We start from the raw sequence: 25,152 nt of genomic DNA, 5'->3' as shown, positions 1-25,152 counted from the left end.
AACAAAGGCTACGGCGGCTCCTTTTTCAGGCGCTGCCACCGTTATGTTCACACTCGGTACTTACTCCGATTGAAGAACATCGAAGCCCCCGCCCCCACTATCGCGATTGCAAAGATCCCGACATCGATGCTGCCAATGTAGGGCGGCAGCACAAATATCACACCAAAGCCCAAACCGACCAGAGCAACACCCAGCCATTTCCTGAGTACGTAGCTCCTTATGCAAGTGTACAGCAGCACAATCCCCAGACCGGCCAACGCATACTGACTGTAGAGACTCATGGGCCTATGCCCCTTGGGACTTGATGATCATGGAAGACACCGAGCGCTGCGGTCCGATACCGCCGCTGACTTGAGCGTCCAGACTGACGATGACATCGCCAGCGTGATAGGCCGGTAACTTGCTCTTCACCAACTCTCGGCCAAAATAGCCTGCCGCCGGTCCGGCAGCGAGACCAATAACCGGCACTTTAGAGCCAGCCGCCGTAAAGATCCCGGCGGTCATGTTGGCAATACTCATGCGCTGGTCGTTGAGCAGGTCACCCTGCTTGCGGGTCAGCGGGTTGGAGATACCTACCATCATCACGCAGGGCAGATCTTTGGCGAGCATCTTGTCATACAGCTCGACCAGCAAACTGCTGACCTCAAAATGGGCCGATTTCGCTTCCCCGAAATGGAGCGTCCTGAGGCCACCCCGGTCACTGGGGGTGACGCTGAAACGGGTGACGCTGAAGACAATGCCGTGATTGGCGATAAATTGATTCCTGTCAAACTCCACTGCTCGCATCCTTATCGAGTCCAGAAAGGCGCGAAGTTTCCATCAGGATAGTGATTTGCGCAAACGGCAATCACGGCTGCAGGCGCGCTTTAATACTACAAATCTCTATACCGTTCGGTACGGGTCAGACTTTTTTGGTTCGCGGCAGGAAGATCGCCAGCACACCAAGCAACGGCAGGAACGAACAAAGGAAGTACACGTACTCAATGCCGTGGACATCCGCCAGATACCCGAGCAACGCCGCGCCAATCCCGCCGAAGCCGAACATCAGGCCGAAGAACACGCCAGCAATCATCCCGACATTCCCCGGCACCAGCTCTTGCGCATATACCACGATGGCCGAGAACGCCGAGGCGAGGATGAAACCGATCACTACGCTCAACACACTGGTCCAGAACAGATCGACGTGGGGCAGCATCAGGGTGAACGGTGCGACGCCCAGGATCGAGAACCAGATCACCGCCTTGCGCCCGATCTTGTCGCCGATCGGCCCGCCGAAGAAGGTCCCCGCCGCTACCGCACCTAGAAACAGGAACAGGTGCAACTGCGAACTGGCCACCGACAGGTCGAATTTTTCAATCAGGTAGAACGTGAAGTAACTGGTGAGGCTGGCCATGTAGAAATACTTGGAGAACACCAGCAACCCGAGTACCACCAGTGCGCTGATCACCCGTCGTTTCGACAAGCCGTGAGTCGCTGCCTGACCTTGTTTGAGCTTGAACAGGTTCAGGTGGTTGGCGTACCAACGACTGATCCGGTACAGCACGAACAGCGCAAACAGCGCGAACAATCCGAACCAGGCCACATGACCCTGACCGTAGGGAATGATGATCGCCGCCGCCAGCAACGGCCCGAAAGCCGAACCCGCATTACCGCCGACCTGAAACGTCGACTGTGCCAAGCCGAAACGCCCCCCCGAGGCCAGTCGCGCCACACGAGAAGCTTCCGGGTGAAAGGTCGATGAGCCGACACCGATCAACCCCGCCGCCAGCAGAATCATCGGAAAACTTCCGACCACAGACATCATCAGAATGCCGATCAATGTACAGACGGTACCGGCCGGCAACAGCCAGGGTTTGGGATGACGATCAGTGTGATAACCGACCCATGGCTGCAACAGCGAGGCCGTCAGTTGAAAGGTCAGGGTGATCAGACCGATTTGGGTGAAGGTCAAGCCATAGCTGGCCTTGAGCATCGGATAGATCGATGGCAATACCGCCTGAATCAGGTCGTTGATCAAATGCGCCAGCGCCACCGCGCCGATGATGCGCATAACCAGCGGACTGCTTTGTGAAGTGGCGGGCGCCGACGTGGCGGCGGACTGAGCATTGCTGATAGCCATGAGAGTTTCCGTACTGCGGATGGGTGCGCACTGGCAGGTCGGTCAATGTGCCATTTTTCGGTGCAGGTGCGCCATCCCCTTAGCCTGCTAACGACTTCAAAAAATAAGGTGATAGCGCAAAGCCATGGTCTGAATCTTGCCTTGTTTATCCGCTTCAACGCGGCCCCTTACAAAGGGAACCGAGAATGGGAAGTTTCGCTACAGAGTCGGCCTACAGAGCGGACCAAGGGTGAACTTTCGAGGCCTTTTAGAAGGGCACGAGTCGCGGTCGCAATGACTTCGACGCACGCCAATGGTGCGTGGTGTCCAGAGGAGTCATGGGGCATGCAGGCTTTTTTATCACCGGGGATCGGGCTACTGGGGCGCTTCGGCTTCGCGCGCAAATTTCAGCTGCTGTTTCTGCTGTTTATCCTGCCACTGGCGGGCAGTCTGTGGATGATCGGTCAGGATTATCGTGACAAGTTGAACCTGATCTCCGGCGAACGCGCCGGGGTTCGTCAATTGCTCGCCCTGGATGCGCTCGACAATCTGCTCACCGCCCAACGTGACCGCGCCGCTCGTTGGCGCGCCACCGAAACCAATCGCCAGCCGACACCCGCAACCATCGCGGCGATGGCAGCGTTCGACGCAGTTCAGCCGGCTGTCGCCCAAGCCACCACGGACCTGGGCAATTCCCTGAAAACCGAAGGCGCCGAGGGTCAAACCCTCACCCGCTATCAAGCCCTGCAAAGCGCCCTCACCGGCCTGGACTCGAAAAGCCTGAGCAGCGTCGGTTGGTGGCCGGACGGTTACGATCGCTTCACCAATGCCTTGAGTGCTCTGCAAGCCTTGCGCGAACAAATCGCCATGGACAGTCGCCTGACCCTCGCCCCGTGGCTGGAAACCTGGCTGCTGACGCAAATCTCCACTCAACACGCGCCAGATCTGATCGAACGGGTCGGGCGTCTCGCCGCCGTCGGTCAGGCCTCAGTAGTATCCGGGCAGTTCACCCTGCAAAGCCGCCTGCAACTGCGGGACTTGCGCAGTCGCATCGGCGATGCCCGGGAGCAGCTTGTTAAAACGGCAGGCCTGCTGGAAGCACGCCTGCCCAGCGCCCTGAAAACCTGGGCCGGGCAATACCACGACAGTCTCAAGCACCTGGACGCCGGTTTGAAAGTGCTGGACGAGGGTGTCTTCGGCGGCAGCATCAACCTCAAGCCGCAAGACTTTGAACGCAGTCTCGACGCCCTCCTCGGCGACCTCGCCTCGCTGCGCCAGCAATCGTTGGTTTCGCTGGATCAGCGGCTGGATTATTACCACGGCTCGGCCATCCGCCAATTCATCCTGGTGGCGACAGTTTTTGGCTGCCTGCTACTGGCTGCGTTGTACCTGTTCATCTGCTTGCAGGCCTCGATCCGTCGCAGCGCCAGCGGCATCACGCTACTGGCCGAAGCGTTGCGTGACGGCAACCTGAGCCTGCAAGTACCGGTGCAGGGCCGCGACGAACTGGCTGCTATCAGCACCGCCTTGAATGTCGCAGTGGTGCAACTGCGTAACAGCCTGCTGGGGGTCGATCATGAGACCTTGCAGCTGAGCAACGCGGTGCGCACCCTCAACCATCACTCGAGTGGCGCCCTTGGGGAAGTCGAAGCTCAGCAGTTGCAAATCAGCCAGATCGCCGCTGCGGCCACGCAATTAGCCGCGACCTCTCAAGGGGTCGCCCAGAGTTGCGAACAGGCCTCAGGCAGCGCGCAGCACACCCAGCGCATCGCCGCCGACAGCAGCCGTGACAGCCAACGCACGACAGCGAGTATTCAGCAGCTCAATCAGCGTTTGAACGACACTGCGGCGGCACTGGGACGGGTCAGCGAGCAGGGGCAGCAGATTCAATTGGTGGTCGATACCATTCGCGGCGTCGCCGAGCAGACCAACCTGCTGGCCCTCAACGCCGCCATCGAGGCCGCACGGGCCGGCGAGCAAGGTCGTGGCTTTGCCGTGGTGGCCGATGAAGTGCGCAGTCTGTCGCAACGCACGCAGTCCTCCACCGCGCAAATCGCCGGCACCGTCGACAGCTTGCGCAGCACCGTGAATGAAGCGGTAAGCCTGATGGAAGCCGCCTGCGGCCAAGCCCAATCGGATGCGCAAGCCGTCACCGGTCTTGGCGAGCGCCTGGGGGAAATCGCCAGCGCGGTACAGAGTGTCACCGACACCCTGGCGCAGATCGCCACCGCTGTCGAAGAGCAAGCGAGCACCGCTGATGAAGTCAGCGGCAACATCCAGCAAGTCGATCAGGCCGCGGTACGCTTACTTGAAGGCGCACGGGCGGTGAACCTGGCCGCAGACACCTTGAGCCAAGGCAGCAAGGCCTTGAGTGAGAATACCGGGAGATTTCAGCTCGGTTGACGCCCTCTCCTGACCCGATTTTTCGGGCCAGCGGGATAAGCGGTTGAAAGTGTGGAGAAATATTTTAAATTTACGCTTGACGCATCTTCGTTCCAGGTGAATAATGCGCGCCACTTGGCTACATAGCTCAGTTGGTTAGAGCATAGCATTCATAATGCTGGGGTCCGGGGTTCAAGTCCCTGTGTAGCCACCAAGTACCGGTTTACAGACATCTACTGAAGTCTATAAACCACACAAGAAGCCCGCCTAGTGCGGGCTTTCTTGTGTCTGGGGCATTCGTTTTGCTTCTCCCCCATGGCCCGAACGCATGAATATTCGTCGCAGATATGTCGTTTTTTCTTCAGGCGAAATTCAGGACATCCACCACCATCCTCCCACCGCGGAGTTTCGACGGTATCAGGATGATTTTTTGCCATATGAAAAGCCGTAATGGCACACTGGACCTTGCACCCGTAGCATGAAACCTCATTCGCAAAATATCCAAGACATAACTTGATACAATTTAACGCTTCACAAATCACGTTTCAGAAATATTGTTTGGTGCCGATATCGCATCAAATGATCCAACAGGACTAATCAAGAATGAGCGCTAGGATTAATATTCGTGACTTTGACGAGTGTCGCAATATTCATAAAGGCGCTGTTTTTATTGTAGCCTCGGGAGCGTCTGCCAAAGACTTTCATCCTGAACAATTCGCAGATGTCCCCATGATCACAATGAATGGGGCAATCTCAAAGTTTATCGGAACTGGCGTTAAGCCTTTTTTCTATGCCTGTACCGATAAAAACTTTTCCGAGCAGCAGCCGGAACTGTTCTCCCAAGCCTTGCTTCTTAGTGAGCGAGTTGCCTTATGGGAGGACCAGGTTCAGCAACTATCAGTTGCGCCAAAAGGGGAAGTGTTTTTGCTGAGCAAGGCGCCGAAGCTTTCTTGGGGCGAACTTATTGGTGTAGATAAAGACCTGATAAGAAATCGTAATTTTCTTAAGCGTCGCAATCGGCGTATCGGCTTCAGCAAAAATCTGAAACGCGGTTTTTTCGACGCACGCACTGTCGCCTATGTGGCTCTGCAAATCGCTTATCACGCTGGTTTCAATAAGGTGGTGATGGTGGGGGTTGACCTGAATCAGGCTGTCAGTCGATTTTATGAGGAGAAAAACACCGTAGTTTCGCCTTGCGGACTGGATCAACATTTTCACACCAGGATTTTACCGTCATTCAAAATAGTGGCGAGAAAAGTAATCAGTGATCAATTCCACGTCTACAACCTTTCCAATTCCTCAAGAATTCCAGCCGACATTATCCCCCAGATACATTTGGATGATCTCAATGCCCACGTGTATGACTTGGATTGTTCAAAAAAATAAAGCTCTTGCAAGTCTTTAGATTAACGGTCGAGCTCAAATGACGGTGTACCACCCAATGCTTGAAACGGCTTACCTAAAGGTAGGCCGTTTTTTTATGCCATGAGAAATGTGGCGAGAGAACCCTGATTTGCACACCATGCCCTCGCTCGATAAAGTCCCCGGACCTTTTATCCCATGGACGGAGTGCTCCGCGTGTTCTCAGCCTTCCACTTGAGTCGCTATCGCCTGTCAGCCTTTTCGCTGATCGCCACCGCTTTAACCCTCGTCGCGTGTAATACCCCGCCCTCTTCGCCACCCGTCTCAACCCAGCCGGTCGCGCCAGAAATCGCCTCTGGTTATCGCACCGACCTGCAGACCCGACACGCCTCCAAACACATGGCTGCAGCCGCCAACCCGCTGGCAGCCGAAGCCGGACGGGAGATGCTGCGCGAGGGCGGCTCGGCGATTGATGCGGCCATTGCCATGCAAGCGGTGTTGACACTGGTCGAGCCACAATCGTCGGGTATCGGCGGTGGAGCGTTGATTGTCCTGTGGGATGGCAAGGCTGTGCGCACCTATGATGGTCGCGAAACCGCTCCGGCCGGTGCTACCGAGAAACTGTTCCTGCAAGCCGACGGCAAACCGATGCCGTTCACCCAGGCACAGATCGGCGGACGCTCAGTGGGGACGCCGGGTGTGTTGCGGGCACTGGAGCTGGCCCATCAAAAGCATGGTCGCCTGCCGTGGGCGAAGTTGTTCGAGCCCGCCATCAAACTGGCGGAACAAGGCTTCGCCATCTCGCCACGACTGCATCAATTGATCACGGCAGACACGTTCATACCGCGCTCACCCGACATGGCCGCCTACTTCCTGAACGCCGATGGCAGCCCGAAAGCCATCGGCACACAGCTGAAAAACCCGGCACTCGCCGCAGTGTTCAAGCGCATCGCCAAGGAAGGTCCCGACGCGCTGTACAAAGGCCCGATCGCGAAAGAGATCGTCGCCAAGGTTCAGGGCCACGCCAACCCCGGCAGCCTGTCGCTGAACGATCTCCAAGGCTACAAGGCCAAGGAGCGCGGGCCGCTGTGCACCGACTACAAACGCTGGCAGGTCTGCGGCATGCCGCCACCGTCGTCGGGCGGGATCGCCGTGGCGCAAATTCTCGGCACCTTGCAGGCGCTGGAATCCCGCGACCCGCGTTTTGCCCTGGCACCACTCAAACCGGTCAAAACCAGCAAACCGGCGGGCATTGAACCAACCCCGAAAGCTGTGCACCTGATCGCCGAAGCCGAGCGACTGGCTTACGCCGACCGAGCACAGTATGTCGCCGACACCGATTTCGTACCCGTGCCGGTAAAAGGTCTGATCGACCCGACTTATCTGGCCAGCCGCGCCGCGTTGATTGGCGACCACAGTATGGGCATGGCCAAACCCGGCACCCCGCCGGGGATTCAGGTTGCCTATGCGCCAGACCGCTCGCCACTGCGCATCTCTACCTCGCAAGTGGTGGCGGTCGATGACGAAGGCGGCGCCGTGTCCATGACCACCACCGTGGAAGCAGCGTTTGGCTCGCACCTGATGGTCCAGGGTTTTCTGCTCAACAACCAGATGACCGACTTCTCGTTCATCCCCGAAGAGAATGGGCAAAAAGTCGCCAACCGCGTTGAACCGGGTAAACGCCCGCGTTCGTCCATGGCGCCAACGCTGATCTTCGACCGTCAGAACGGCGAGTTCCTGGCCACCGTCGGCTCCCCCGGCGGCTCGCAGATCATCGAATACGTGGCCAAATCCACCATCGGCCTGCTCGACTGGAACCTCGACCCGCAAGCGGCCATCAACCTGCCCAACTTCGGCAGCCGCAACGGCCCGACCGAACTGGAACAGGGGCAGTTCAGTACAGAGCTGATTCAGGCACTGAAGGACAAAGGGCACAACGTGAACGAAATCGACATGACCAGCGGGACTCAGGCAATTGTTCGGGTCAAGGATGCACAGGGTAAAGCGGCGTTGGCCGGCGGGGCCGATCCGCGGCGCGAGGGGGAAGCGTTGGGGGATTGAGTCGTACGCAGGCATAAGAAAAGGCTTACCGGGAGGTAGGCCTTTTTTTGTTAGCGAAGAATCCTAGTCTGATCAAGCCGCAAAAGCAGGCCTGACCTTTTTAGCGCTATTCATGCCGCACAGATAGCATCAAGTCGATAACTGATTGGCAAACTGCCCAACCGCGTTCACCACTTTCTGTGCGCCATCCTGGATTTCGACGATCACCGTACCCGCCTCCGCCGCCAGCGCCAGACCTTGTTCGGCCTGGAGTTTGCCATCGGTCATAAGGGCCACGGCGTTACGCGCCATATCCTGGTTCTGGCGTACGACGCCGACAATTTCGTCGGTCGCCTGGCTGGTGCGCGAGGCCAGTTGCCGGACTTCATCAGCCACCACGGCAAAACCTCGACCTTGTTCACCCGCGCGAGCAGCTTCGATGGCCGCGTTGAGCGCCAACAGGTTGGTTTGTTCGGCGATGCCACTGATGGTTTTGACGATGGTACCGATCACCAGCGATTGCTCGTTCAGCGCTTCGATACCTTCGCCAGCGGTCTGCATGTGTTTGGCCAAGTCTCGCATGACGTCCACCGCTTGAGTCACAACCGTGGTACCGCGCTGGGCGCTGTTGTCGGTTTGCAACGAGGTGCTGTAGGCGATGTTGGCCGCTTCGGCGACGGCCTGCTCCTGATTAACCTGATCGGTAATCACCGTGGCGAATTTCACCACTTTGTAGAGCTTGTTGTTGGCATCGACCACCGGATTGTAGGAAGCCTCCAGCCAGACCACGCGACCGTGGCTGTCGATGCGCTTGAAGCGACCAGCCACGAACTCGCCAGCGTTCAGGCGGCGCCAGAAGTTCTGATACTCGGCGCTGTTGTAATCCTCTGGCGCACAGAAGGTGCGGTGATGTTTGCCCTGGATCTGCGCCAGGCTGTAACCCATGCCATTGAGAAACCGCTCGTTAGCCGCCAGCACATTGCCATTGAGGTCGAACTCGATGACCGCGGTCGAACGCACCAGTGCGCCGATCAGGTTCTCATGTTCACGGGACGCCTCGATGGTGCGTGTCAGGTCGCTGGAGTAAATCGAGAAGTTTTTGATCCGGCCATCCGAGGACCGCACCGGCTGCATGATCGACCGCAGCCAGGCTTCGGCGCCGTTGCCCCGCAGTAAACGAACCGTGCCTGCAAAGTGCTCGCCACGGGTCAATGCAGTCTTGAAGCGGCGGTGAAATTCGTCCGACTTCACATGAACCGCGACGATGTCTTCGATGTTTCGGCCGACCAGATCGTTGCTCTTGTAGAGCATTTCACTCATGAAGTTCTGGTTGGCCGATTGAATCTTGCCATCGGAATCAAGAGTCAGGGCCAGCATCTCGCTGTCCAGGCTCTCCTTGACTTGCTGAAGGCTGGAGAGTTCTTCGCGAAGAGCCGACAGCTCCTGCTTCAAGCGTTTGTTGAACATGGAAAGCACCGATGGACAGGGATAAAAAGCTGCATACCGCCTAACCATCGGCCTTGGGGATATTTTCTGAAGAGTGTTTCGGGGTTGTCCTACAAAAATAGTGGCAACACGATCACCTTTATACCGCGCCAGCTACCGAACGGCGCCCAATTCGCGGTACTCGCGCACCGAAATACGCTGCGCTGCTGACGCCTACCGCCCCCATCACTGCGCAGAAAATCACACAAATCCATGGACTCCACGGCATCAGACCGATCAACAACAGCGGCGTGATACTGGCCCAGGCGGCGTAGGCAATGTTGTAGGTAAAGGAAATCCCCGAGACACGAATTCGCGCCGGAAACAGGCTGACCATCACCGACGGCACCGCGCCGACTACCCCGCAAGAGAGGCCTGCCACTGCATAGGCCAACCCGATCCACTGGCCTTCAATGATCAGGCAGGTGTAGAGCACGCCGATACCCAAAGGTAGCAGCAGGCTATACAGCATCACCGTGCGCCAGGCGCCGATGCGATCGACAAGCAGCCCCGCGAGTACACAACCGATGTTCAGAAACACGATGCCCAAGGCACTCAGGGCGAAGGTATGACTGGCGGTCATGCCGAAGGTTTTTTGCATCATGGTCGGGGTAATGACCACGAATACCACCACGGCCGAGGTCAGCACGCAGGTGAGAATCATCGCCGGCAGCATCGCCAGGCGGTGCTCGCGCAGGACCGTGCACAGCGGCAGTTCGACAGTAGCCTCGCGCTGGGCCTGCATGGCCATGAATACCGGGGTTTCACTGAGCCAGCGACGCAGCCAGACACCGATGACGCCAAACACACCGCCCAGGAGAAACGGGTAGCGCCAGGCGTAATCAAGGATTTCCGCCGGAGTGAACACCTGCGCCAGAAAAGTCGCGATCAAGGCGCCGATGAGGTAACCGAAGGTCAGCCCGGCCTGCAAGAAACCGAGGGCATAACCGCGATGTCCTACCGGCGCGTGCTCGGCGACGAACACCCAGGCACTTGGCACTTCACCGCCCACCGCCGCGCCTTGCAGGACCCTCAGGGCCAACAACAGCATTGGAGCGAAATAACCGATCTGGGCGTAGGTTGGCATGATCCCGATCAGCAGGCATGGCAACGCCATCATCAGGATGCTCAGGCTGAAAACCTTCTTGCGTCCCAATTTATCGGCGAAATGCGCCATCAGGATCCCGCCCAGAGGCCGCGCAAGGTAGCCGGTGACGAAGATCCCGAAGCTTTGCAGCAGACGCAGCCACTCGGGCATTTCTGGCGGAAAGAACAGTTGGCTGAGGGTCAGCGCGAAAAATACGAAAATGATGAAGTCGTAGATTTCCAGCGCGCCGCCAAGGGCTGCAAGCCCCAGTGTCTTGTAGTCCGAGCGGGTGAAGGGCGCCGGACGCGCATCGTTATTGGTAGTCACGGAAAAAACTCTGGCAGGCAAAAAACCAAGGCGTCCATGGTCTACGCAAATGCGCTTGTGGACAACCCGTTAGACCATCGTCCCAAACGCACAAACAGCGTCACCGCAACGGACCGATTGGTTGACTGTTGACACCAACCGGACGGGGCTCGTCATCTGCCTAATCGGCAACGATCAAGACTGGTCCGACATACAGACTCGATTGCGCCTGACATTAAACCCAGTCACTTCCTATCTCAAATATATAAATCAGCGGGTTAAACTTCGGCGTCTCACAACCTACTTTTTCAAAGTAAAAATAACACCACCCAAGGATGAACAAGTCAGATGTCTTTAGTACCGATACAGGCGAAGCCATCGTAAAGGATGCTGTTGTTGCACAAATAGAATACCTGCGCGCTGGCAGTCATTTGGCATTGCACTTGTTGTAATACTTTATATTCACCCGGTCCCGGACAAATTACTTGGGGGGCCGGACTCTCCCCCGTCAGGCCCGTAAATAGGCAGGGGCAGTCCTGTAAAAAAAACCATGAGAATCCACTTTTATATGTAACGCCTCTGATCCAATATGGCATGCATCCCATCATCGGGACCACGCTGAAAAGGATCTGAGCATGTTAAAACTCACAGGACTCACCCTCGCAGCCCTCACCCTGAGTGCCGCCGCTCACGCCGATGTCGATCTGAACCTGGGCAGTACCGAACGTGTCACCCGGCTGTTCGCCTACCCCAACAACTGCAACGTCATCTGCTATCGCAACTGGACGCTGGAACAGACAGTCGAGCACTACCTGACCCAAAGCGTACAACGCGATGGCTACAAAACCGCAAAAGTGGTGGTCAAAACCGACAATAAGCAGCTCTACGCCAATATCAGCGGTGTGCCCAAAGGCTATGACAAGCCATTGACCGCATTGCTCAACGCTGGGGATTTGGCTTACAACGGCGCCAGCAAGTTGAGTGCCGATGGTAAATGGACCTATAACTGGTATCTGTTCCTGCCGCTGGGCATGGCACTGGAAAACCGTAAAAGCGTCGAACTGCTGCACTTCCCGCCGGATTACTCGCTGACCCAGGCTCAGGACTATCTGGAGTCCAAGACAACCGATCGCTGGGCCACGCTGCTGACCGCCAATGGCATCCCTGACGACCAGACACCGGGCTATCAGACCATCATCGACATCGCACCGATTGCCGCGCCGTCCAGCGCCGGCAAGGACCTCGAAGGCGTCTATAACTACTTCAAGGATTACCAGACCACCATGGTCAAGGAAGTCAGCCAGAACGCCAGTGGCGCTGCGTTGCCAATGGTTGCCTTCGGCGCGCCAGTGCGTAACTGGATCAAGCAACAATACGGGCCGACCGTAGACGTGTTGGGCCTGGCAACCATCACCCCGAGCGAGGGTGTGAAGGTGCCGGTACTGGGTTCCAACCATCCGAGCTACATCTGGTACGCCGCAGATCCCGAAGCCTACAGCGGCAGCGATGCCCAGGCCAAGGCTGACGCCGCGGGGCTGAAAGTCATGGGGCAGGATTTGAGCGCCGCGTGCTGGCAGGCCGGGATGGGCAGCAAACCGGGCACTGACCCTACCGTTCAGCTGAAAAGCTGTACTCAGACCTGGCAAGTGACCCAGAAAGAAAAAACCTGCGAACTGTTCTACACCTCGATCCGCAGCCTGACGCCCGAACAGGCCGTGGCCAAATGCGCAACAACGACGGTCAAATCCCAGCTGAAACAGCTGAAGAGCCCGTCTCTTGCGACTTCTGCTCCTGCCCCACACTTGTAAACGATGAAAGTCTTTCCCGCGTGAGCCATGGCTGACGCGGGGAAGAGCTTTTTTCGCCTGTCATATCTGACAGTAGATCAATTGTTTCATTTGCGAGAGGCTTGGGGCATACCCATGTGCTGCAGAGCTGACAGGATGTCAGCAGACAGAGGTCGTAGCACCCAGCTGACAAGGATTGTTATGAGAGCTCATGCCGAGCAAGGAATAACCCCGCCCTCATCCAATGGCATCTATCCATTTGTAGAGTTGCCCCTTCGCCTTGGATTCCCCTCCAAAGACGATTTTGGAATCATCTGCAACGCTGAGGGATCGGCAATAGCTGTCACGGCGCTGCGCGAATTCCCCCGCATCAGTCGAGTCTGCAGGGTTTCTGGACATCTGTTGCCCTATCGCTGTCGACACACCCGGCAGCTGGCGCCAGGAATCCACGTCTACGATCCGCGCTTCTGCGGTTTACTGAGCCACTCCTGCGACCCCAACGTCTTTCTCGACATGAGCGAGCTGTGGCTATGGGCGCTCAAAGACATCAAAAAGGGTGACCGACTGACGATGGATTTCGCCGCGACAGAAGACAAGCTGCTGCGGCAGTTCGCCTGCCGCTGCGGTTGTCCCTGCTGCCGTGGCTGGGTCATCGGCTATGACGAGTCGCCGAATGCCAATGGAGAACAGTTTTTTCAACACTGGCGTCGACGAAGTCCCAGCTGAAAAGCTTTTACAACGCCTCGACCGGACGCAAACGGTACTGCGGTGGCAATTGTTCAAAACCGCTGATCGTGGCGTTCAGGCTTTTCCAGCGACCATCCTTGATGCCGTAGATGCAACCGTGAATCGACAGACTCTGCCCACGGTGCCAGGCGTTTTGCACAATGCTGGTATGACCGACATTGGCCACTTGCTGGATCACGTTGAGCTCGCAGAGGCGGTCGACCCGTTCTTCTTCAGTGGGTAACTTGGCCAGTTCGTCGCGCTTTTCATAATAGAGATCGCGAATCGAGCGCAGCCAGCCGTCGATCAGGCCCAACTGACGGTCCTGCATCGAGGCGCGTACACCGCCGCAGCCATAGTGGCCAGTGACCAGGATGTGTTTGACTTTGAGTACGTCGACCGCGTACTGAATCACCGACAGGCAGTTGAGGTCGGTGTGCAGTACAACGTTGGCCACGTTGCGGTGCACGAACAGATCACCCGGCAGCATGCCGACGATTTCATTGGCCGGCACGCGGGCATCGGAGCAACCGATCCACAGGTATTCCGGGGTTTGTTGACGGGCCAGCTTGGCGAAGAAATCAGGATCTTCCTGGGTGATCGCGTCGGCCCAGCGCTCATTGTTATCAATCAGATCTTGTAATTCGTTCATGCAATGAAGCCTCAAGAATGATTTGCTGCTTTGACAGACAACCCTGTGTCGGGGTCACGCGCGAGATGCAGATTCCCCTGATGCATTAAATGGCTGTCCGGTGCTCCGTGCCGGTGGAATTCTCGCAAGCCCAGTGGGTCCACTGTAGTAAGGCCTACAGTATGAGGGAATGCCATGACTGATTCACGACGTCCGTTCGATGAAGCGCAACCCGAGCCCATCGACGACAACGAAGACCGCATGGGCTCAGTGCATGAGCTGGATTTCGACGAGGAAGAACCAAGCGCCAGAATCGGCGACTTGATCCCCGAACACGAGCGTGCGCAGAAGATGCCCGACGAACGCATCCGTGAGGCTGGCATGACCGGCGGCTCGACCGATGACCATGAGTCCACCGACGATGACATGAGCCCGGAAACCTTGATCCGTGAAGACGGCGCACGGGACAGCCGCGAAGAGGGTGAAGGCGACCAGGCGGATTGGGATTTGAGCATTGTCGATGAAGACGACATCGGCGGGGGCAATGGGCTGGATGAGGAGGAATTGGCGCGACGCGATCCGATGGATGGCAAGCGTTGATCTACAGGTCTGCCCGGATTCCAACGTAGGAGCTGCCGAAGGCTGCGATCTTTGATCTTTTATTGCCGCGACATAGAAAGATCAAAGATCGCAGCCTTCGGCAGCTCCTACGGGCGTTTCAGTCAACCAAAGTGCAGGCCATTACCACGGCATCTTCGCGCCCGCCAACCGCCGGGTAGTAATCCCGCCGACGTCCGATTTCGTTGAACCCATACCGCTCATACAACCGAAACGCCGCCCGGTTGCTGTCGCGCACTTCCAGAAAACATTCCCGCGCCTCTGCCTTGTAGGCAATCGACATCAAATGCTCCAGAAGCGTCAAACCCAGGCCTCGGCCCTGATTTTCCGGTTTGACGGTGATGTTCAGCAGATGCGCCTCATCAAGAATGATCTGCACCACGCCATGACCGACCTGTTGCTGCCCTTCGAACATCAGCCAGATCTGGTACTTGCCCAGGCCATCGAGAAAAATCCCGCGGGTCCAGGGATGGCTGTAAGCCGCGTATTCAATTTTCAGTACAGTGTCCAGGTCCGCCTCGATCATCGGGCGGAACGATACAGCGTCACTCATTCGATTCTTTCCAGCGCGCCATCAGCCGACGCATGGCTTGCCAGACATCAGCCTTACGCTGTGGCTCTTCCATTAATAATTCCAGACCCGGCAGGGCCCAGACCGACCCCAGGCCTTCGACCTGAAGTTCACGGTTGAAGGATTCGGCGTTGGCCTCACCGGCAAAACGCACCGCCGGCAGTCCGATCAGCCACAGGCAGACGCATGGAGCGTCTTCCAGACGGGCCGACAGAAAGCCTTGTACGAAATCCCGAGCCGCTTCCGGCCCTTGATCCATGGTGCCGCGTGCCAGCAGCGGCCAGCGCACCGGCTCGCCGATGATTTGCGGGCTGTCTGGCAGGCCGGCGGCGCGCAGCATGTCTTTGAGCAACAGATAGGCCGGATCGCGGGTCTGGAAGCTTTCGCCTGTGGGTAACTCCACCAGCAACAGGCAACGACCTGCACGCAGTAATTGCAGGGCGAAGCGCGGTGGCGGAACGACCGGCGCCCTAACCGCGACCGGGGCTTCCTCTTCTTCGACCTTGGCGTTCGTGCGCGTGCTGGCCAACGATGGCCGTGGCACCTCGATCTTTACCCGTTCAGCAGGTTTGACCACCGGTTCCACGGGCGTCTCAGCCACAGGAGCCTGTACAACCTTGGCGATGACCAACGGCTCGGGCATCTCCAGCAGTTCAGGCCGCGAGGGCGCAGCAAAGGGCAATTCGGTGCGCGGCAGCCAGTTGACCACCTGCATGGCGGTCAAATAAGCGCGGCGACGGGACTCGATAAGCAAAGGTCGGCCACTTGTGGATAACTAAAGTGCAGTGATTCTACCGCCCTTCGCTCAAGATCGCCCGCGCTGTTGATCGATAGACTTCACCGATAGTCTTTCCACCTATGAAAAATGGCGACAGCCCATCCCGAGAGTGAATCGACACGGCTGCGATGCAGTACAATCGCGGCTTTTAATCGCCAACCAGCCGGCCATTCCGATGATCGAACCCAAGCGCGTCTTGCGCGCCCTCGCTGAACACTGGGCACTTCTGGAGCCACTGTGCGAGCACTTCGACCAAGGCACCCTGAGCCTCAACGAACTGCGCACGCAACTGGCCGCCCAGCAACTCGACAGTACACCGCAGGACATCACCAGCCTTCTGGACGTGTGGATCCGCCTCGATATTCTGGTTCCCGTGGCGAAAAGCCCGAACCGTTTCGAGCTCAATGCGCAGATCCACGATTTCCTCGCTTACCTGCGCCGTGAGCACCGTCTGGGCCTGTGTCTGGAAATCGAAGCCTATTTGCGCCATCTCGAGCGCCTGGCCGGTTACATTCAGGACGCCTTCGAGATTCGCGACGGCAACGATCTGGCGCGCCAGTTGCGTCTGCTCGACATGCGCGTGCGAGACGTTTTGAAGAAGCTTGCCAACGACGAACAGGCCCTGGTGGCCGTCGCCGAGCGGGCCAAGACCAGCGACCGGCAGATCCCATTGCGTCAACGCTACGCTGAAGTACTGGCGACCTGGGATGAATACGTCGAGCCGATGATCCAGTTGGTGAACGCTGACGGCGCCTTCGAACAAGGCGTGCGCAAGGTCGAAAACGTCCTGCTGAAGATGCTCACTGAACAGCAGCGCCTCGGCCATCTGGTCGACGACGACATGCTGCTGCGCACCCACGCGCGCATTCTCGAAATGCAGACCAGTGCCCAACTGACCTTGCGTCATGCCCGTGAACTGCTGCTGCCGTTGCGTGAAGAAGCGCGCCGGCACAACGCCGTGACCCGTGGCGCGGCGCTGGCCTTGTCGGCCATTCGTCGTAAAGGTATCGATGCGGTACCGCAAGCCGCGATGCCGATGTTCACCCGGCCTCAAAGCACCTTCCTCGGCAGCGCCAGTCAGGTCGAAGCCTACGTGTACGCCTTGGCCCGTTTCGAGCCGAAACCTGCGCGTTTCCCCAAGGCTCACAAGACCCAGAAAGGCGAAGCCCCACGCGCGCCACGCACGGTTCGGGAAATGCTCGAACGCTGCGAAGACGCCCTGCCGATGCCGGACCTGATGACCTGGCTGCTGGAGCAGGAGCCGGACGGCGCCACCGACGAATTGCTCTACTGGTTCTCGCGTCTGTCGCGGGAAAAACGCTTCAAACGCGAGCGTCTGGAACGCCGCGATTACCACACTCACGAGCATCAGGTCAGCCTGCGCTCCTTCGCCCTGCTCTCGTCCGGTGACACCGCCGCCGAGAATTCTGCGAGCATTCCAAATGCATCTTGATCTATCCGAACTGTCCCATCTGGCACCGATCTTTCGCGAGCTGTTCAAGGGCTACCACGTCAGCCGCCGCGATCCGGAGCTGTACGCGCAACTGTCGAACTTCCAGGACCAGTACCGCACGCTGTTCAAGGCACTGGGCTTTGAACTGGTCTGCGACACCCGGGGTTTCTACTACTTTGTGCCGGACCTCGCTGCGGCGGCAGTAAACAAGACCGCGCAACGTCTGGCGCTGTTCACCTTCATCCTTGTCGAGCACTTGGCCGACCAGGGCCGCGACCCGATCTCCGTGCTCGACGGCGGCAGTCTCGGCCGAGATGAACTGCCATCGTTGCTGGAAAAGTACCGCGACCTGTTCATCCAGGCCGAGGTCCAGACTCAGGACGAACTGGAAGAAAAGATCATGCGTCGCATGACCCAACTCGGTTTCGCCAGCGAAGAGCCTGGCATCTACCGCTTCCTGCCGCCGATGCACCGCTTCCTCGATGTTTGCCTGTCGGTTCAGCAGGACCGCGATCTGGCGGCCAGCCTGCACAGCGTGCTGCCATTGCCAGTTCCGGTATTGATCGATGACGACAGCGACGAGAAGCTGCTGCAAACCGATGATCCGCTAGACCTCAGCGACTTCGAGGAAGAAAGCGAAGAAGACGCCATGGCCCGCGCCATTGCCGAAGAACAGGAGACCGACGCATGAGCAAGGAACGCTACGGCATTCGCCGCTTTGCCCTTTTGAACACCGCCGGTTACAGCCTCGGCCTGTTCCCGCTGGAAGAGCCGCTGTCGGTTTACGGCGCGAACAACCTCGGTAAATCCGCTTCGATCAACGCCTTGCAGTTCCCGATTCTGGCGCGCATGTCGGACATGAGTTTCGGCAAGTACAGCCTGGAGCAATCCCGTCGGTTCTACTTCGCTTCGGACACCAGTTACATCCTGGTGGAAGTCTCCCTGCCCCACGGCCCGCACGTAATCGGCGTGGTCGGCCGCGGCCCGGGCGGCGGTTTCGGTCACCAGTTCTTTGCCTATGCCGGCAAACTCGATCTGGCCCATTACCAGAAAGACGACACCTGCCTGCGGCAGAAAGAGCTGTTCAACAACCTCGAACGCGAAGGCCTGAAAGCCTACGAACTCAAGCCGGATGAACTGCGTCGTTTGCTGGTTGGCGGCCACACTTCGATTCCGCTGGACCTGACGTTGATCCCGCTGCGCTCCACCAGCGAGCAGAGCCTGAAGACCTTCCGGGCCCTGTTTATCAACTTGCTGCACATGCGCGAAATCACCGCGGCCAAACTCAAGCAGTTGTTCCTCGATGCTTTCGAACACAGCCTGCGTTCCGGTAGCGTCGATTACATCGCAGCGTGTGAAGAAGCGTTCCGCGATGTACGTCGCATGGAGCAGGATTACAACTCGCTGGTCACCGCTGGCCCGCTGGTTGAAGCACTGGCCGCTGGCGTGGCCCAGCGCAATATCCTGCGCGGTAAACTGCACCGGATCTCGCCGCTGCTCGATTCCTTGCTCGGCACCTGGTCGGACTACGCCAGTGCGCGCAAGGAAGAACTGACGATTCAGGCCGAGCACTACCGCAACGAGCAGGACGCGCTGCAAAACGATCAGCGTGGTGGCACTCAGGAGCTGATGCGTCTGGAGCGGGAAATCACCGGTATCCAGCGATGGCTCGGCGAGTTGTCGGTGCTCAAGCATCGCTTCGCGCTGGTCGATGACGTCAAAGTCCTCGAGCAGCAACTGCTGGCCGCCAAGGACGCGCACGACGAACTGGCCGGTGCACTGGCCCAGTCGCGGCAGTTCAGCGCCGAAGACCTGGAAGAGCGCCTGCGGGATCTGGAAAAACGCCTGAAGTCGGTCAAGCAACAACTCGATCATGCCGACAACAACAGCTACGCCCGTTTGCGCGAAGAATTCTCGCAGCAGGACGTCGAGCGCCTGATGCGCCTGTTCAACAGCGCGTTGTTCAGCCTCCCGCTGGGCGAGCATGGCATTACGCTGGACGAGGATGGTCAGTGGGTCAAATCCATGGAGCTGATCCTTGATGGCTTCAAAGGCGAGCGTTTCGAAGTGCCGGGCCTGTCCATCGACATCTCGCACATCGAGCCACCAGCCCTGCAAGCCTTGGCTGACCGCGCAGCGTTGCGCGATCAGAAAGACCGCCTGGAAAAAGAACTCAAGCAGCTGAAAACTCAAGCTGCCGTGGCAGCCGACCGTGCGGCCAGCAAGACCCAGACTGAAGCGCTGTACCAGCAAGTGCTGGATGCGCAGAAAGCCCTGGAAGACTTCCGCCGCGCGCAAACCCTGAGCGCCGAAGAAGGCGACAAGCTGGAACAACTGGCGCAGATGGAAGCCGCTCAGGACGAATTGAAGCGTTCCAGCGATGCCTTCACCGAGCGCGTCCAGCAACTGTCGGCCAAGCTGCAACTGGTCGGCCGGCAGATCGGCGACATGGAAGCCAAGCAACGCACCCTCGATGACGCCCTGCGCCGCCGTCAGCTATTGCCGGCGGACCTGCCATTCGGCACGCCGTTCATGGACCCGATCGACGATTCCATGGACAACCTGCTGCCATTGCTCAATGACTATCAGGACAGCTGGCAGGGTTTGCAGCGCAGCGATGGTCAGATCGAAGCGCTGTATGCGCAGGTGCGCCTCAAGGGTGTGGCCAAGTTCGACAGCGAAGACGATATGGAGCGTCGCCTGCAACTGCTGATCAACGCTTACGCGCACCGTACCGACGAAGCCCTGACCCTCGGCAAGGCGCGCCGTGCCGCGGTCACCGACATTGCCCGGACCCTGCGTAACATCCGCAGCGACTATGACAGCCTCGAACATCAACTGGCCCTGTTCAACCGCGAGATCAACAAGCGTCAGGTCTCCAACCTGCAAAGCTTCCGTATCGTGCTCGCGCCGAACAAGGAAGCGCTCAAGCACATTGACCAGATCATCCACAGCGCCGGTCAGTACGAAGAAGGCGAAACCCTTTCCGTCTTCGATCTGAGTCAAAGCGCCGATCAGGACAACAAGAACGAAGAAGCCAAGGAATACCTGGCGCGGCTGGTGGCGGCGAACCACAACCAACTCGGTCTCAAGGATCTGTTCGAGCTGGCGTTCGAGATCACCAAGGTCAACGGCCAACCGGTGATCCACACCGACATCGACGGTGCGGCGTCCAACGGCACCACCATGACCATCAAGGCGCTGACCAACATGTACTTGTTGCTGCACTTGATGGACCGCGACCAGGCCGGTCGCGTGCGCCTGCCGTACTACCTCGACGAGGCGGCGGACATCGACGAGAAGAACCAGGCAGCACTGCTGGAAACCAGCCTGCAACTGGGCTTCGTGCCGATTCTGGCGAGTGTGAAGCCGCAAGTTTGCGCCAGTGTCGCCATCGACCTGGAAGGCGGCAGCGGCCCGAACGGCATTTACATCGACGAGGCGGACTGGAAGTACATCCGTCGCCATGATGAAGTGAAGGCAACTGTTAACGTGCAGGCGGACGAACCGGAGCTGGATGCGGTCTGACGCTTGAATCGAAGGTAATAAAAAAGGCCACGATCCAATGGATCGCGGCCTTTTTTATTTATGGGTACATTCTGAAGCTTTCAGTGAACTTGACGGCCCCTTCGCGGGCAAGCCCGCTCCCACAGTATTTGGTGGTGTACACAATATTTGTGTACGACGCCGATCCTTGTGGGAGCGGGCTTGCCCGCGAAGGCGGTATCACAGGCGCCGACAGACTACTTGCCGATCGAAATCTTCGGCGCCCAGGTCAGCCACTCATCTTCGAACTGATCGAACAGCGGGAACGTTTGTTCAGGCCGCGCCGGGACACCCATGCGGTCGCCATCCGGCGTGGCAAAAGCAATACCGCCCTGAACCAGCGTCTCCAGCGATTCAGTGCGTATTGTCGCGCCTTTGAACAAGCCATAGTCAAAACCAAAACCACTGGTGTTCCAGAACCGCGTGCCACTGCGCACCAGCGGCGCGTACTTCGGCTCGATCAGTATGTGTACCAACACTCGATCAGCCGTCTGGCCCAGTTCATAGCCGGTCACCTTGCCTACCGTGATTTCGCGATAGGTGACGGGGACGCCAGTCTTCAGCGAACCTCGACGAGCAGCGCTCAACACCAGGCTTAAACCAGCCTCTTCCTTGGCGGTTTCCGGAGGATTGGTCAAGGCTTCGAAGGTTTTCTGCGGGCCGAGGTTCTTCGGCGCGGGTTGCACTTCAATGTATTGCCCGGTGACCAAAGTTTCGAGGTTCGAAGTTTTAATCAGACCTAGCTCAGGTTTGACCACCCAGAACTGACTGCCGACCCGAGCGATACGCTCCGGCACTTCTGTGATCCGCGCGGTCAGCAGTACTGATTGCAGGTCATCACTGAGGTCGACGTCCTCAATCTTGCCAACGTCCAGGCCTTTGAATCGAACCGGCGTGCCACTGCGCAGGCCATCGGCGCGATTGACCTTGATTGTCACCATAGTGCCTTTCTGCGTTGCCTCATCATGGTTGGCATGCAGGCGGAAACGCGGAATACGCTTTTGCAGCGGCGCTTTGGCTTCCGGGGTTTCGAAGGCGATGCCACCGGCCATCAGGCTTTGCAACGACTCACTTTTGACCTGAATGCCGCCGGTCAACCCACCGGTGAGCGTAATGCCGCTGGCATTCCAGAAACGCGTCGAGGCGTTGACCAGCCCTTCGTATTCCTTCTCGATATGCACACCGATCACCAGCTGCTTTTTGGTGCGGGAGAATTGATAGCTCTGAACCGAACCGACCTTGACCTGCTTGTAGAGAATCGGGCTACCGACTTCCAGTGAACCGAGGTTTTCGGTGAACAGCACCAAGTGCAGGCCCGGCGAACGCAGGTCCAGCGGCGGCGCCTTGGCCCGGGCTTCGAACTCGCGCTGCGGTGCCCCGCCCTTGTCGCCAGGGCGCACGGCGATGTAGTTACCCTTGACCAGCGCTTCCAGGCCGGTAATACCGGCGAGCGAAATCGATGGTTTTACCACCCAGAACTGGGTGCCAGTGACCAGGTAATCCTCCGCCAGTGGGTCGAGAGTCAACTCAGCACTAGCACTGGACAGGTCCGGGTCAATTTTGAGCGTTTTCAGATTACCGACCTGGATGCCTTTGTACATCACCGGCGTACGACCGGCCTGCAGGCCTTCGAAATCGCTGAGTTTGACCTTGACCCGAATACCCGCTGCGGCTGCATCGAAATCCTCATAAAGACGGAACGGCAGGCTTGGATCGGTGGGCGGGCTGTCCTTGCGATTCTCCGGAGTGGCGAACGCAATACCACCGGCGACGATGCTGGCGAGGGACTCGCTGCGCACTTTCACACCAGAGAGGTTGGCGTCGATACTGATGCCGCTGGCATTCCAGAAACGCGTATGTTTACGCACCAGGCTGGCGTAGGTCGGCTCGATGAAGACTTTGAGTTCGACAGTGCTCTGATCTGCGGACAGCACGTAGCTTTTGATCTGACCGACTTGAATCTGTTTGTAGAACACCGGGCTGCCGCGATTCAGCGAACCTAGGCGATCTGCCTTGATGGTCAGGTGCAAACCGGGTTGGGCGTCCGATAGCGGAGGCTCTTGGGCCAAGGCCTTGAACTTGCGGGTGGGCTCGCCTTCACCCGGGCTGACGGCCACATAGTTACCCGAGACCAGCGTCTCCAGGCCCGTGATACCGGCCAGGCTCACGCTTGGTTTGACCAGCCAGAAACGCGTGCTGGTCTTGAGGTATTGCTCCACGTCCTTGTTCATCTCGATGGTAGCGATCACTCCTTTGGAGCTGCCTTCGTCATCGAGCTTGAGGGCTTTCACCTTACCGACCGACATACCTTTGTAGACGACTTCGGTCTTGTTGGCCTGAATGCCTTCACCGCTTTCGAAGCGCACCTGAATCTCGATGCCCGTCTCGCTGTAGGCACGCCAGCCGAGCCAGCCGCCGATGATCAAGGCGATCAGGGGCAATACCCAAATGGCTGACCAGTTCGAGGCCGGTCGGGTTTTCGCTTTAGGCAAATCAGTCATGGTCGTCGTCCGACTCCGTGTTATCCCAAATCAGTCGGGGATCGAAAGTTACTGCGGCAAGCATCGTCAGAATCACCACACTGGCGAAGGCGATGGCGCCAAGATTGGCTTCGATGCTGGCAAGCCGTCCAAAATTCACAACCGCCACCAGGATAGCGATCACAAAGATATCCAGCATCGACCAGCGGCCGATGAACTCGATAAAGCGGTACATCAGAATGCGCTGGCGTGCCGAGAGCGGCTGGCGGCGCTGCACCGAAAACAGCAGCAATGCGATGCCCACCAGCTTGAACGTGGGTACCAGGATGCTCGCGATAAAAACCACGGCGGCGATCGGAATCATCCCGTGCTGAACCAGTTGGATCACGCCGGACATAATGGTGCTCGGATCGCCCTGCCCCAGGGAATTGACGGTCATGATCGGTAGCACATTGGCCGGGATGTAGAGAATCGCACCCGTGATTAACAACGCCCAGGTACGCATCAGGCTATTTGGGCGGCGGGCGTGAACCAGCGCGCCGCAGCGGGTGCAAATCTGCTCGTCGGTATCGGCTTCCTGTTTATTCAACTCGTGGCATTCGGCACAAATCAGAATGCCTGCATCAATCGCCCGCATGGGCATCTTCTCCTGATAAAGCCTGCCAGATCTGGTGCGGTGACATCACTACTTCCAGCCAGACCTGAACCAACAACAAACTGATAAAGCACGCCAGACCAAGACCTACGGTGACCGCCGCCATATCGGCCAATTTGACGATCGCAACCAGTACGCCCATGAGGTAAACCTCGAGCATCCCCCAGTCCCGTAGATGGTGATAAATGCGGTAGAGCAGCAAACCGTAGCTGCGTCCGATATCGAAGCGAATACTCAGCAACACGACTAGCTGGCAAAGCAACTTGAGCAGTGGAATCCCCATGCTGCAAAGAAATACCACTGCCGCTACGCCTCGCATACCGGTATCGAACAGACCGACAACGCCACTCCAGACAGTATCGTGCGACGACTGTCCGAGTAGATGGAGCTGCATGATGGGTAAAAAGTTCGCAGGGACATACAGCAACAGTGCGGCAATGACCAAGGCGAGACTGCGCTGCACGACATTGTGTCGATGGGCATACAGTTCATAACCGCAGCGTACGCAGATGGCTTTCTCACCATGAGCAAGCTCAGGCTTGCGCATCAGCAAGTCGCACTCATGACACGCTACCAAGTCGTCCAGCGGTAAATCTGACAGCCCTGGGGCGTCAACTGGATCTGGCATAAAGGCTCTGGCTCCAAAAAAGTTGGACCTATTCTAGTGTCCTGACTCAAAAATAACTGTGCAATTTTGTGTTGTCGCTGGAGTGCTCTTTTCCTGCGGACAAAACAAAACCCCTACCTGCATACGCAGATAGGGGTTTCGGAATTTAATCTTGACGATGACCTACTCTCACATGGGGAAACCCCACACTACCATCGGCGATGCATCGTTTCACTGCTGAGTTCGGGATGGGATCAGGTGGTTCCAATGCTCTATGGTCGTCAAGAAATTCGGTAGCCAGGTCGTTTGCCTTGCGGCTTACGCTCCAGCGAATGGGTATGTGATAGATCTGGTGTTTTGTGAGTGTCACAAACTTTCGGTTCGTTTCGTCTTCACACACCGCAATCTGGTGCCCCTTTTTATTTATAAAGAAGGGTCAGCAAATTGCTTGGGTGTTATATGGTCAAGCCTCACGGGCAATTAGTATTGGTTAGCTCAACGCCTCACAGCGCTTACACACCCAACCTATCAACGTCGTAG

Annotated in this window: 19 protein-coding genes, 1 tRNA gene, 2 rRNA genes and 2 pseudogenes; 10 read left to right on the top strand and 14 right to left on the bottom strand. The window is 57.8% G+C overall.

What is annotated here, in order from left to right:
- Positions 1 to 47: 47 nt before the first annotated feature.
- The 3 genes from TU81_RS28165 to TU81_RS28155 form a co-directional block, all read right to left on the bottom strand.
- Positions 48 to 281 carry a hypothetical protein gene (locus TU81_RS28165; protein ID WP_038981567.1) on the bottom strand — a complete coding sequence of 78 codons (234 nt, stop codon included), beginning with the start codon at positions 279 to 281 and terminating at the stop codon, positions 48 to 50.
- Positions 282 to 285: 4 nt separating this feature from the next.
- Positions 286 to 777, bottom strand: a complete 492-nt coding sequence (locus TU81_RS28160) for a hypothetical protein (protein ID WP_038981566.1) — start codon at positions 775 to 777, stop codon at positions 286 to 288.
- 124 nt (positions 778 to 901) lie between these two features.
- On the bottom strand, positions 902 to 2,119 hold the full coding sequence (locus tag TU81_RS28155) for an MFS transporter (RefSeq protein ID WP_038981565.1): 1,218 nt from the start codon (positions 2,117 to 2,119) through the stop codon (positions 902 to 904).
- A 324-nt stretch (positions 2,120 to 2,443) separates the two neighbouring features.
- Here TU81_RS28155 and TU81_RS28150 point away from each other — a divergent pair, with 324 nt between their 5' ends.
- The 4 genes from TU81_RS28150 (at position 2,444) to ggt (ending at position 7,903) form a co-directional block, all read left to right on the top strand.
- The gene (locus TU81_RS28150; protein ID WP_038981564.1) at positions 2,444 to 4,501 is read left to right on the top strand and encodes a methyl-accepting chemotaxis protein; all 2,058 of its coding nucleotides are present in this window, start codon (positions 2,444 to 2,446) and stop codon (positions 4,499 to 4,501) included.
- A 116-nt stretch (positions 4,502 to 4,617) separates the two neighbouring features.
- Positions 4,618 to 4,694 (top strand) — tRNA-Met (locus TU81_RS28145).
- Between the two features lie 389 nt (positions 4,695 to 5,083).
- The gene (locus tag TU81_RS28140) at positions 5,084 to 5,866 is read left to right on the top strand and encodes an LPS biosynthesis protein (RefSeq protein WP_038981563.1); all 783 of its coding nucleotides are present in this window, start codon (positions 5,084 to 5,086) and stop codon (positions 5,864 to 5,866) included.
- 192 nt (positions 5,867 to 6,058) lie between these two features.
- Complete coding sequence (gene ggt, locus TU81_RS28135; RefSeq protein ID WP_048397738.1) at positions 6,059 to 7,903, top strand: gamma-glutamyltransferase; 1,845 nt, start codon at positions 6,059 to 6,061, stop codon at positions 7,901 to 7,903.
- 129 nt (positions 7,904 to 8,032) lie between these two features.
- Here ggt and TU81_RS31250 read toward each other — a convergent pair.
- From TU81_RS31250 to TU81_RS28125, 3 genes and pseudogenes are all read right to left on the bottom strand, one after another.
- Positions 8,033 to 8,464 (bottom strand): annotated as a pseudogene (locus TU81_RS31250) (methyl-accepting chemotaxis protein); the annotation flags it as partial.
- Between the two features lie 108 nt (positions 8,465 to 8,572).
- Positions 8,573 to 9,259: pseudogene (locus TU81_RS31245) on the bottom strand (PAS domain-containing protein); the annotation flags it as partial.
- Positions 9,260 to 9,467: 208 nt separating this feature from the next.
- Positions 9,468 to 10,781, bottom strand: coding sequence for an MFS transporter (locus TU81_RS28125; protein ID WP_038981560.1), 1,314 nt, complete (start codon positions 10,779 to 10,781; stop codon positions 9,468 to 9,470).
- A 614-nt stretch (positions 10,782 to 11,395) separates the two neighbouring features.
- On the opposite strand from TU81_RS28125, the gene TU81_RS28120 reads away from it, so the two are divergent.
- Together TU81_RS28120 and TU81_RS28115 are read left to right on the top strand one after the other, a co-directional pair.
- On the top strand, positions 11,396 to 12,568 hold the full coding sequence (locus tag TU81_RS28120; RefSeq protein WP_048397736.1) for a hypothetical protein: 1,173 nt from the start codon (positions 11,396 to 11,398) through the stop codon (positions 12,566 to 12,568).
- A 180-nt stretch (positions 12,569 to 12,748) separates the two neighbouring features.
- Positions 12,749 to 13,273: an SET domain-containing protein gene (locus TU81_RS28115; RefSeq protein ID WP_038981558.1), complete on the top strand. Its 525-nt coding sequence runs from the start codon at positions 12,749 to 12,751 to the stop codon at positions 13,271 to 13,273.
- A 7-nt stretch (positions 13,274 to 13,280) separates the two neighbouring features.
- On the opposite strand, the gene can is transcribed toward TU81_RS28115, so the two are convergent.
- Positions 13,281 to 13,925 carry a carbonate dehydratase gene (gene can / locus TU81_RS28110; RefSeq protein WP_048397734.1) on the bottom strand — a complete coding sequence of 215 codons (645 nt, stop codon included), beginning with the start codon at positions 13,923 to 13,925 and terminating at the stop codon, positions 13,281 to 13,283.
- A 174-nt stretch (positions 13,926 to 14,099) separates the two neighbouring features.
- Here can and TU81_RS28105 point away from each other — a divergent pair, with 174 nt between their 5' ends.
- Positions 14,100 to 14,504, top strand: a complete 405-nt coding sequence (locus TU81_RS28105) for a serine kinase/phosphatase (protein ID WP_048397731.1) — start codon at positions 14,100 to 14,102, stop codon at positions 14,502 to 14,504.
- Between the two features lie 118 nt (positions 14,505 to 14,622).
- Here TU81_RS28105 and rimI read toward each other — a convergent pair whose 3' ends face one another.
- Together rimI and TU81_RS28095 are read right to left on the bottom strand one after the other, a co-directional pair.
- Positions 14,623 to 15,075, bottom strand: coding sequence for a ribosomal protein S18-alanine N-acetyltransferase (gene rimI, locus TU81_RS28100; RefSeq protein WP_048397730.1), 453 nt, complete (start codon positions 15,073 to 15,075; stop codon positions 14,623 to 14,625).
- Positions 15,068 to 15,808, bottom strand: coding sequence for a hypothetical protein (locus tag TU81_RS28095; protein ID WP_048397729.1), 741 nt, complete (start codon positions 15,806 to 15,808; stop codon positions 15,068 to 15,070). Before TU81_RS28095 ends, rimI begins: the two co-directional genes overlap by 8 nt.
- Positions 15,809 to 16,046: 238 nt before the next feature.
- Here TU81_RS28095 and mksB point away from each other — a divergent pair, with 238 nt between their 5' ends.
- Genes mksB through mksF form a run of 3 tightly spaced genes read left to right on the top strand, consistent with a single transcriptional unit; the run spans position 16,047 to position 20,852 of the window.
- The gene (mksB, locus tag TU81_RS28090) at positions 16,047 to 17,324 is read left to right on the top strand and encodes an Mks condensin complex protein MksB (protein WP_048397728.1); all 1,278 of its coding nucleotides are present in this window, start codon (positions 16,047 to 16,049) and stop codon (positions 17,322 to 17,324) included.
- Entirely contained in the window at positions 17,314 to 18,015 is a 702-nt protein-coding gene (gene mksE, locus TU81_RS28085) for an Mks condensin complex protein MksE (RefSeq protein WP_048397727.1), read from the top strand. The genes mksB and mksE overlap by 11 nt, the downstream gene beginning before the upstream one ends.
- Positions 18,012 to 20,852: an Mks condensin complex protein MksF gene (gene mksF / locus TU81_RS28080; protein ID WP_048397726.1), complete on the top strand. Its 2,841-nt coding sequence runs from the start codon at positions 18,012 to 18,014 to the stop codon at positions 20,850 to 20,852. The genes mksE and mksF overlap by 4 nt, the downstream gene beginning before the upstream one ends.
- A gap of 215 nt (positions 20,853 to 21,067) precedes the next feature.
- Here mksF and TU81_RS28075 read toward each other — a convergent pair whose 3' ends face one another.
- The 5 genes from TU81_RS28075 to TU81_RS28055 all read right to left on the bottom strand — a co-directional run.
- Positions 21,068 to 23,371 carry a PqiB family protein gene (locus TU81_RS28075; RefSeq protein ID WP_048397725.1) on the bottom strand — a complete coding sequence of 768 codons (2,304 nt, stop codon included), beginning with the start codon at positions 23,369 to 23,371 and terminating at the stop codon, positions 21,068 to 21,070.
- Positions 23,364 to 23,987, bottom strand: coding sequence for a paraquat-inducible protein A (locus TU81_RS28070; RefSeq protein WP_038981550.1), 624 nt, complete (start codon positions 23,985 to 23,987; stop codon positions 23,364 to 23,366). Before TU81_RS28070 ends, TU81_RS28075 begins: the two co-directional genes overlap by 8 nt.
- On the bottom strand, positions 23,974 to 24,633 hold the full coding sequence (locus tag TU81_RS28065) for a paraquat-inducible protein A (RefSeq protein WP_038981549.1): 660 nt from the start codon (positions 24,631 to 24,633) through the stop codon (positions 23,974 to 23,976). Before TU81_RS28065 ends, TU81_RS28070 begins: the two co-directional genes overlap by 14 nt.
- Positions 24,634 to 24,782: 149 nt before the next feature.
- Positions 24,783 to 24,898 (bottom strand): 5S ribosomal RNA (rrf, locus tag TU81_RS28060).
- A 173-nt stretch (positions 24,899 to 25,071) separates the two neighbouring features.
- A 23S ribosomal RNA gene (locus TU81_RS28055) occupies positions 25,072 to 25,152 on the bottom strand; the annotation flags it as partial.

The sequence above is a fragment of the Pseudomonas lini genome (assembly GCF_001042905.1).
Taxonomy (GTDB): Bacteria; Pseudomonadota; Gammaproteobacteria; order Pseudomonadales; family Pseudomonadaceae; genus Aquipseudomonas; species Aquipseudomonas lini.
This window is presented reverse-complemented; position numbering and strand designations above follow the sequence as displayed.

Bases quoted from the DNA above. Each gene is read 5' to 3' on its own strand.
- TU81_RS28165 (WP_038981567.1), bottom strand. From the start codon at position 281: ATGAGTCTCTACAGTCAGTATGCGTTGGCCGGTCTGGGGATTGTGCTG.
- TU81_RS28155 (WP_038981565.1), bottom strand. From the start codon at position 2,119: ATGGCTATCAGCAATGCTCAGTCCGCCGCCACGTCGGCGCCCGCCACT.
- TU81_RS28150 (WP_038981564.1), top strand. From the start codon at position 2,444: ATGCAGGCTTTTTTATCACCGGGGATCGGGCTACTGGGGCGCTTCGGC.
- TU81_RS28140 (WP_038981563.1), top strand. From the start codon at position 5,084: ATGAGCGCTAGGATTAATATTCGTGACTTTGACGAGTGTCGCAATATT.
- TU81_RS28120 (WP_048397736.1), top strand. From the start codon at position 11,396: ATGTTAAAACTCACAGGACTCACCCTCGCAGCCCTCACCCTGAGTGCC.
- TU81_RS28115 (WP_038981558.1), top strand. From the start codon at position 12,749: ATGAGAGCTCATGCCGAGCAAGGAATAACCCCGCCCTCATCCAATGGC.
- can (WP_048397734.1), bottom strand. From the start codon at position 13,925: ATGAACGAATTACAAGATCTGATTGATAACAATGAGCGCTGGGCCGAC.
- TU81_RS28105 (WP_048397731.1), top strand. From the start codon at position 14,100: ATGACTGATTCACGACGTCCGTTCGATGAAGCGCAACCCGAGCCCATC.
- rimI (WP_048397730.1), bottom strand. From the start codon at position 15,075: ATGAGTGACGCTGTATCGTTCCGCCCGATGATCGAGGCGGACCTGGAC.
- TU81_RS28095 (WP_048397729.1), bottom strand. From the start codon at position 15,808: ATGCAGGTGGTCAACTGGCTGCCGCGCACCGAATTGCCCTTTGCTGCG.
- mksB (WP_048397728.1), top strand. From the start codon at position 16,047: ATGATCGAACCCAAGCGCGTCTTGCGCGCCCTCGCTGAACACTGGGCA.
- mksE (WP_048397727.1), top strand. From the start codon at position 17,314: ATGCATCTTGATCTATCCGAACTGTCCCATCTGGCACCGATCTTTCGC.
- mksF (WP_048397726.1), top strand. From the start codon at position 18,012: ATGAGCAAGGAACGCTACGGCATTCGCCGCTTTGCCCTTTTGAACACC.
- TU81_RS28075 (WP_048397725.1), bottom strand. From the start codon at position 23,371: ATGACTGATTTGCCTAAAGCGAAAACCCGACCGGCCTCGAACTGGTCA.
- TU81_RS28070 (WP_038981550.1), bottom strand. From the start codon at position 23,987: ATGCGGGCGATTGATGCAGGCATTCTGATTTGTGCCGAATGCCACGAG.
- TU81_RS28065 (WP_038981549.1), bottom strand. From the start codon at position 24,633: ATGCCAGATCCAGTTGACGCCCCAGGGCTGTCAGATTTACCGCTGGAC.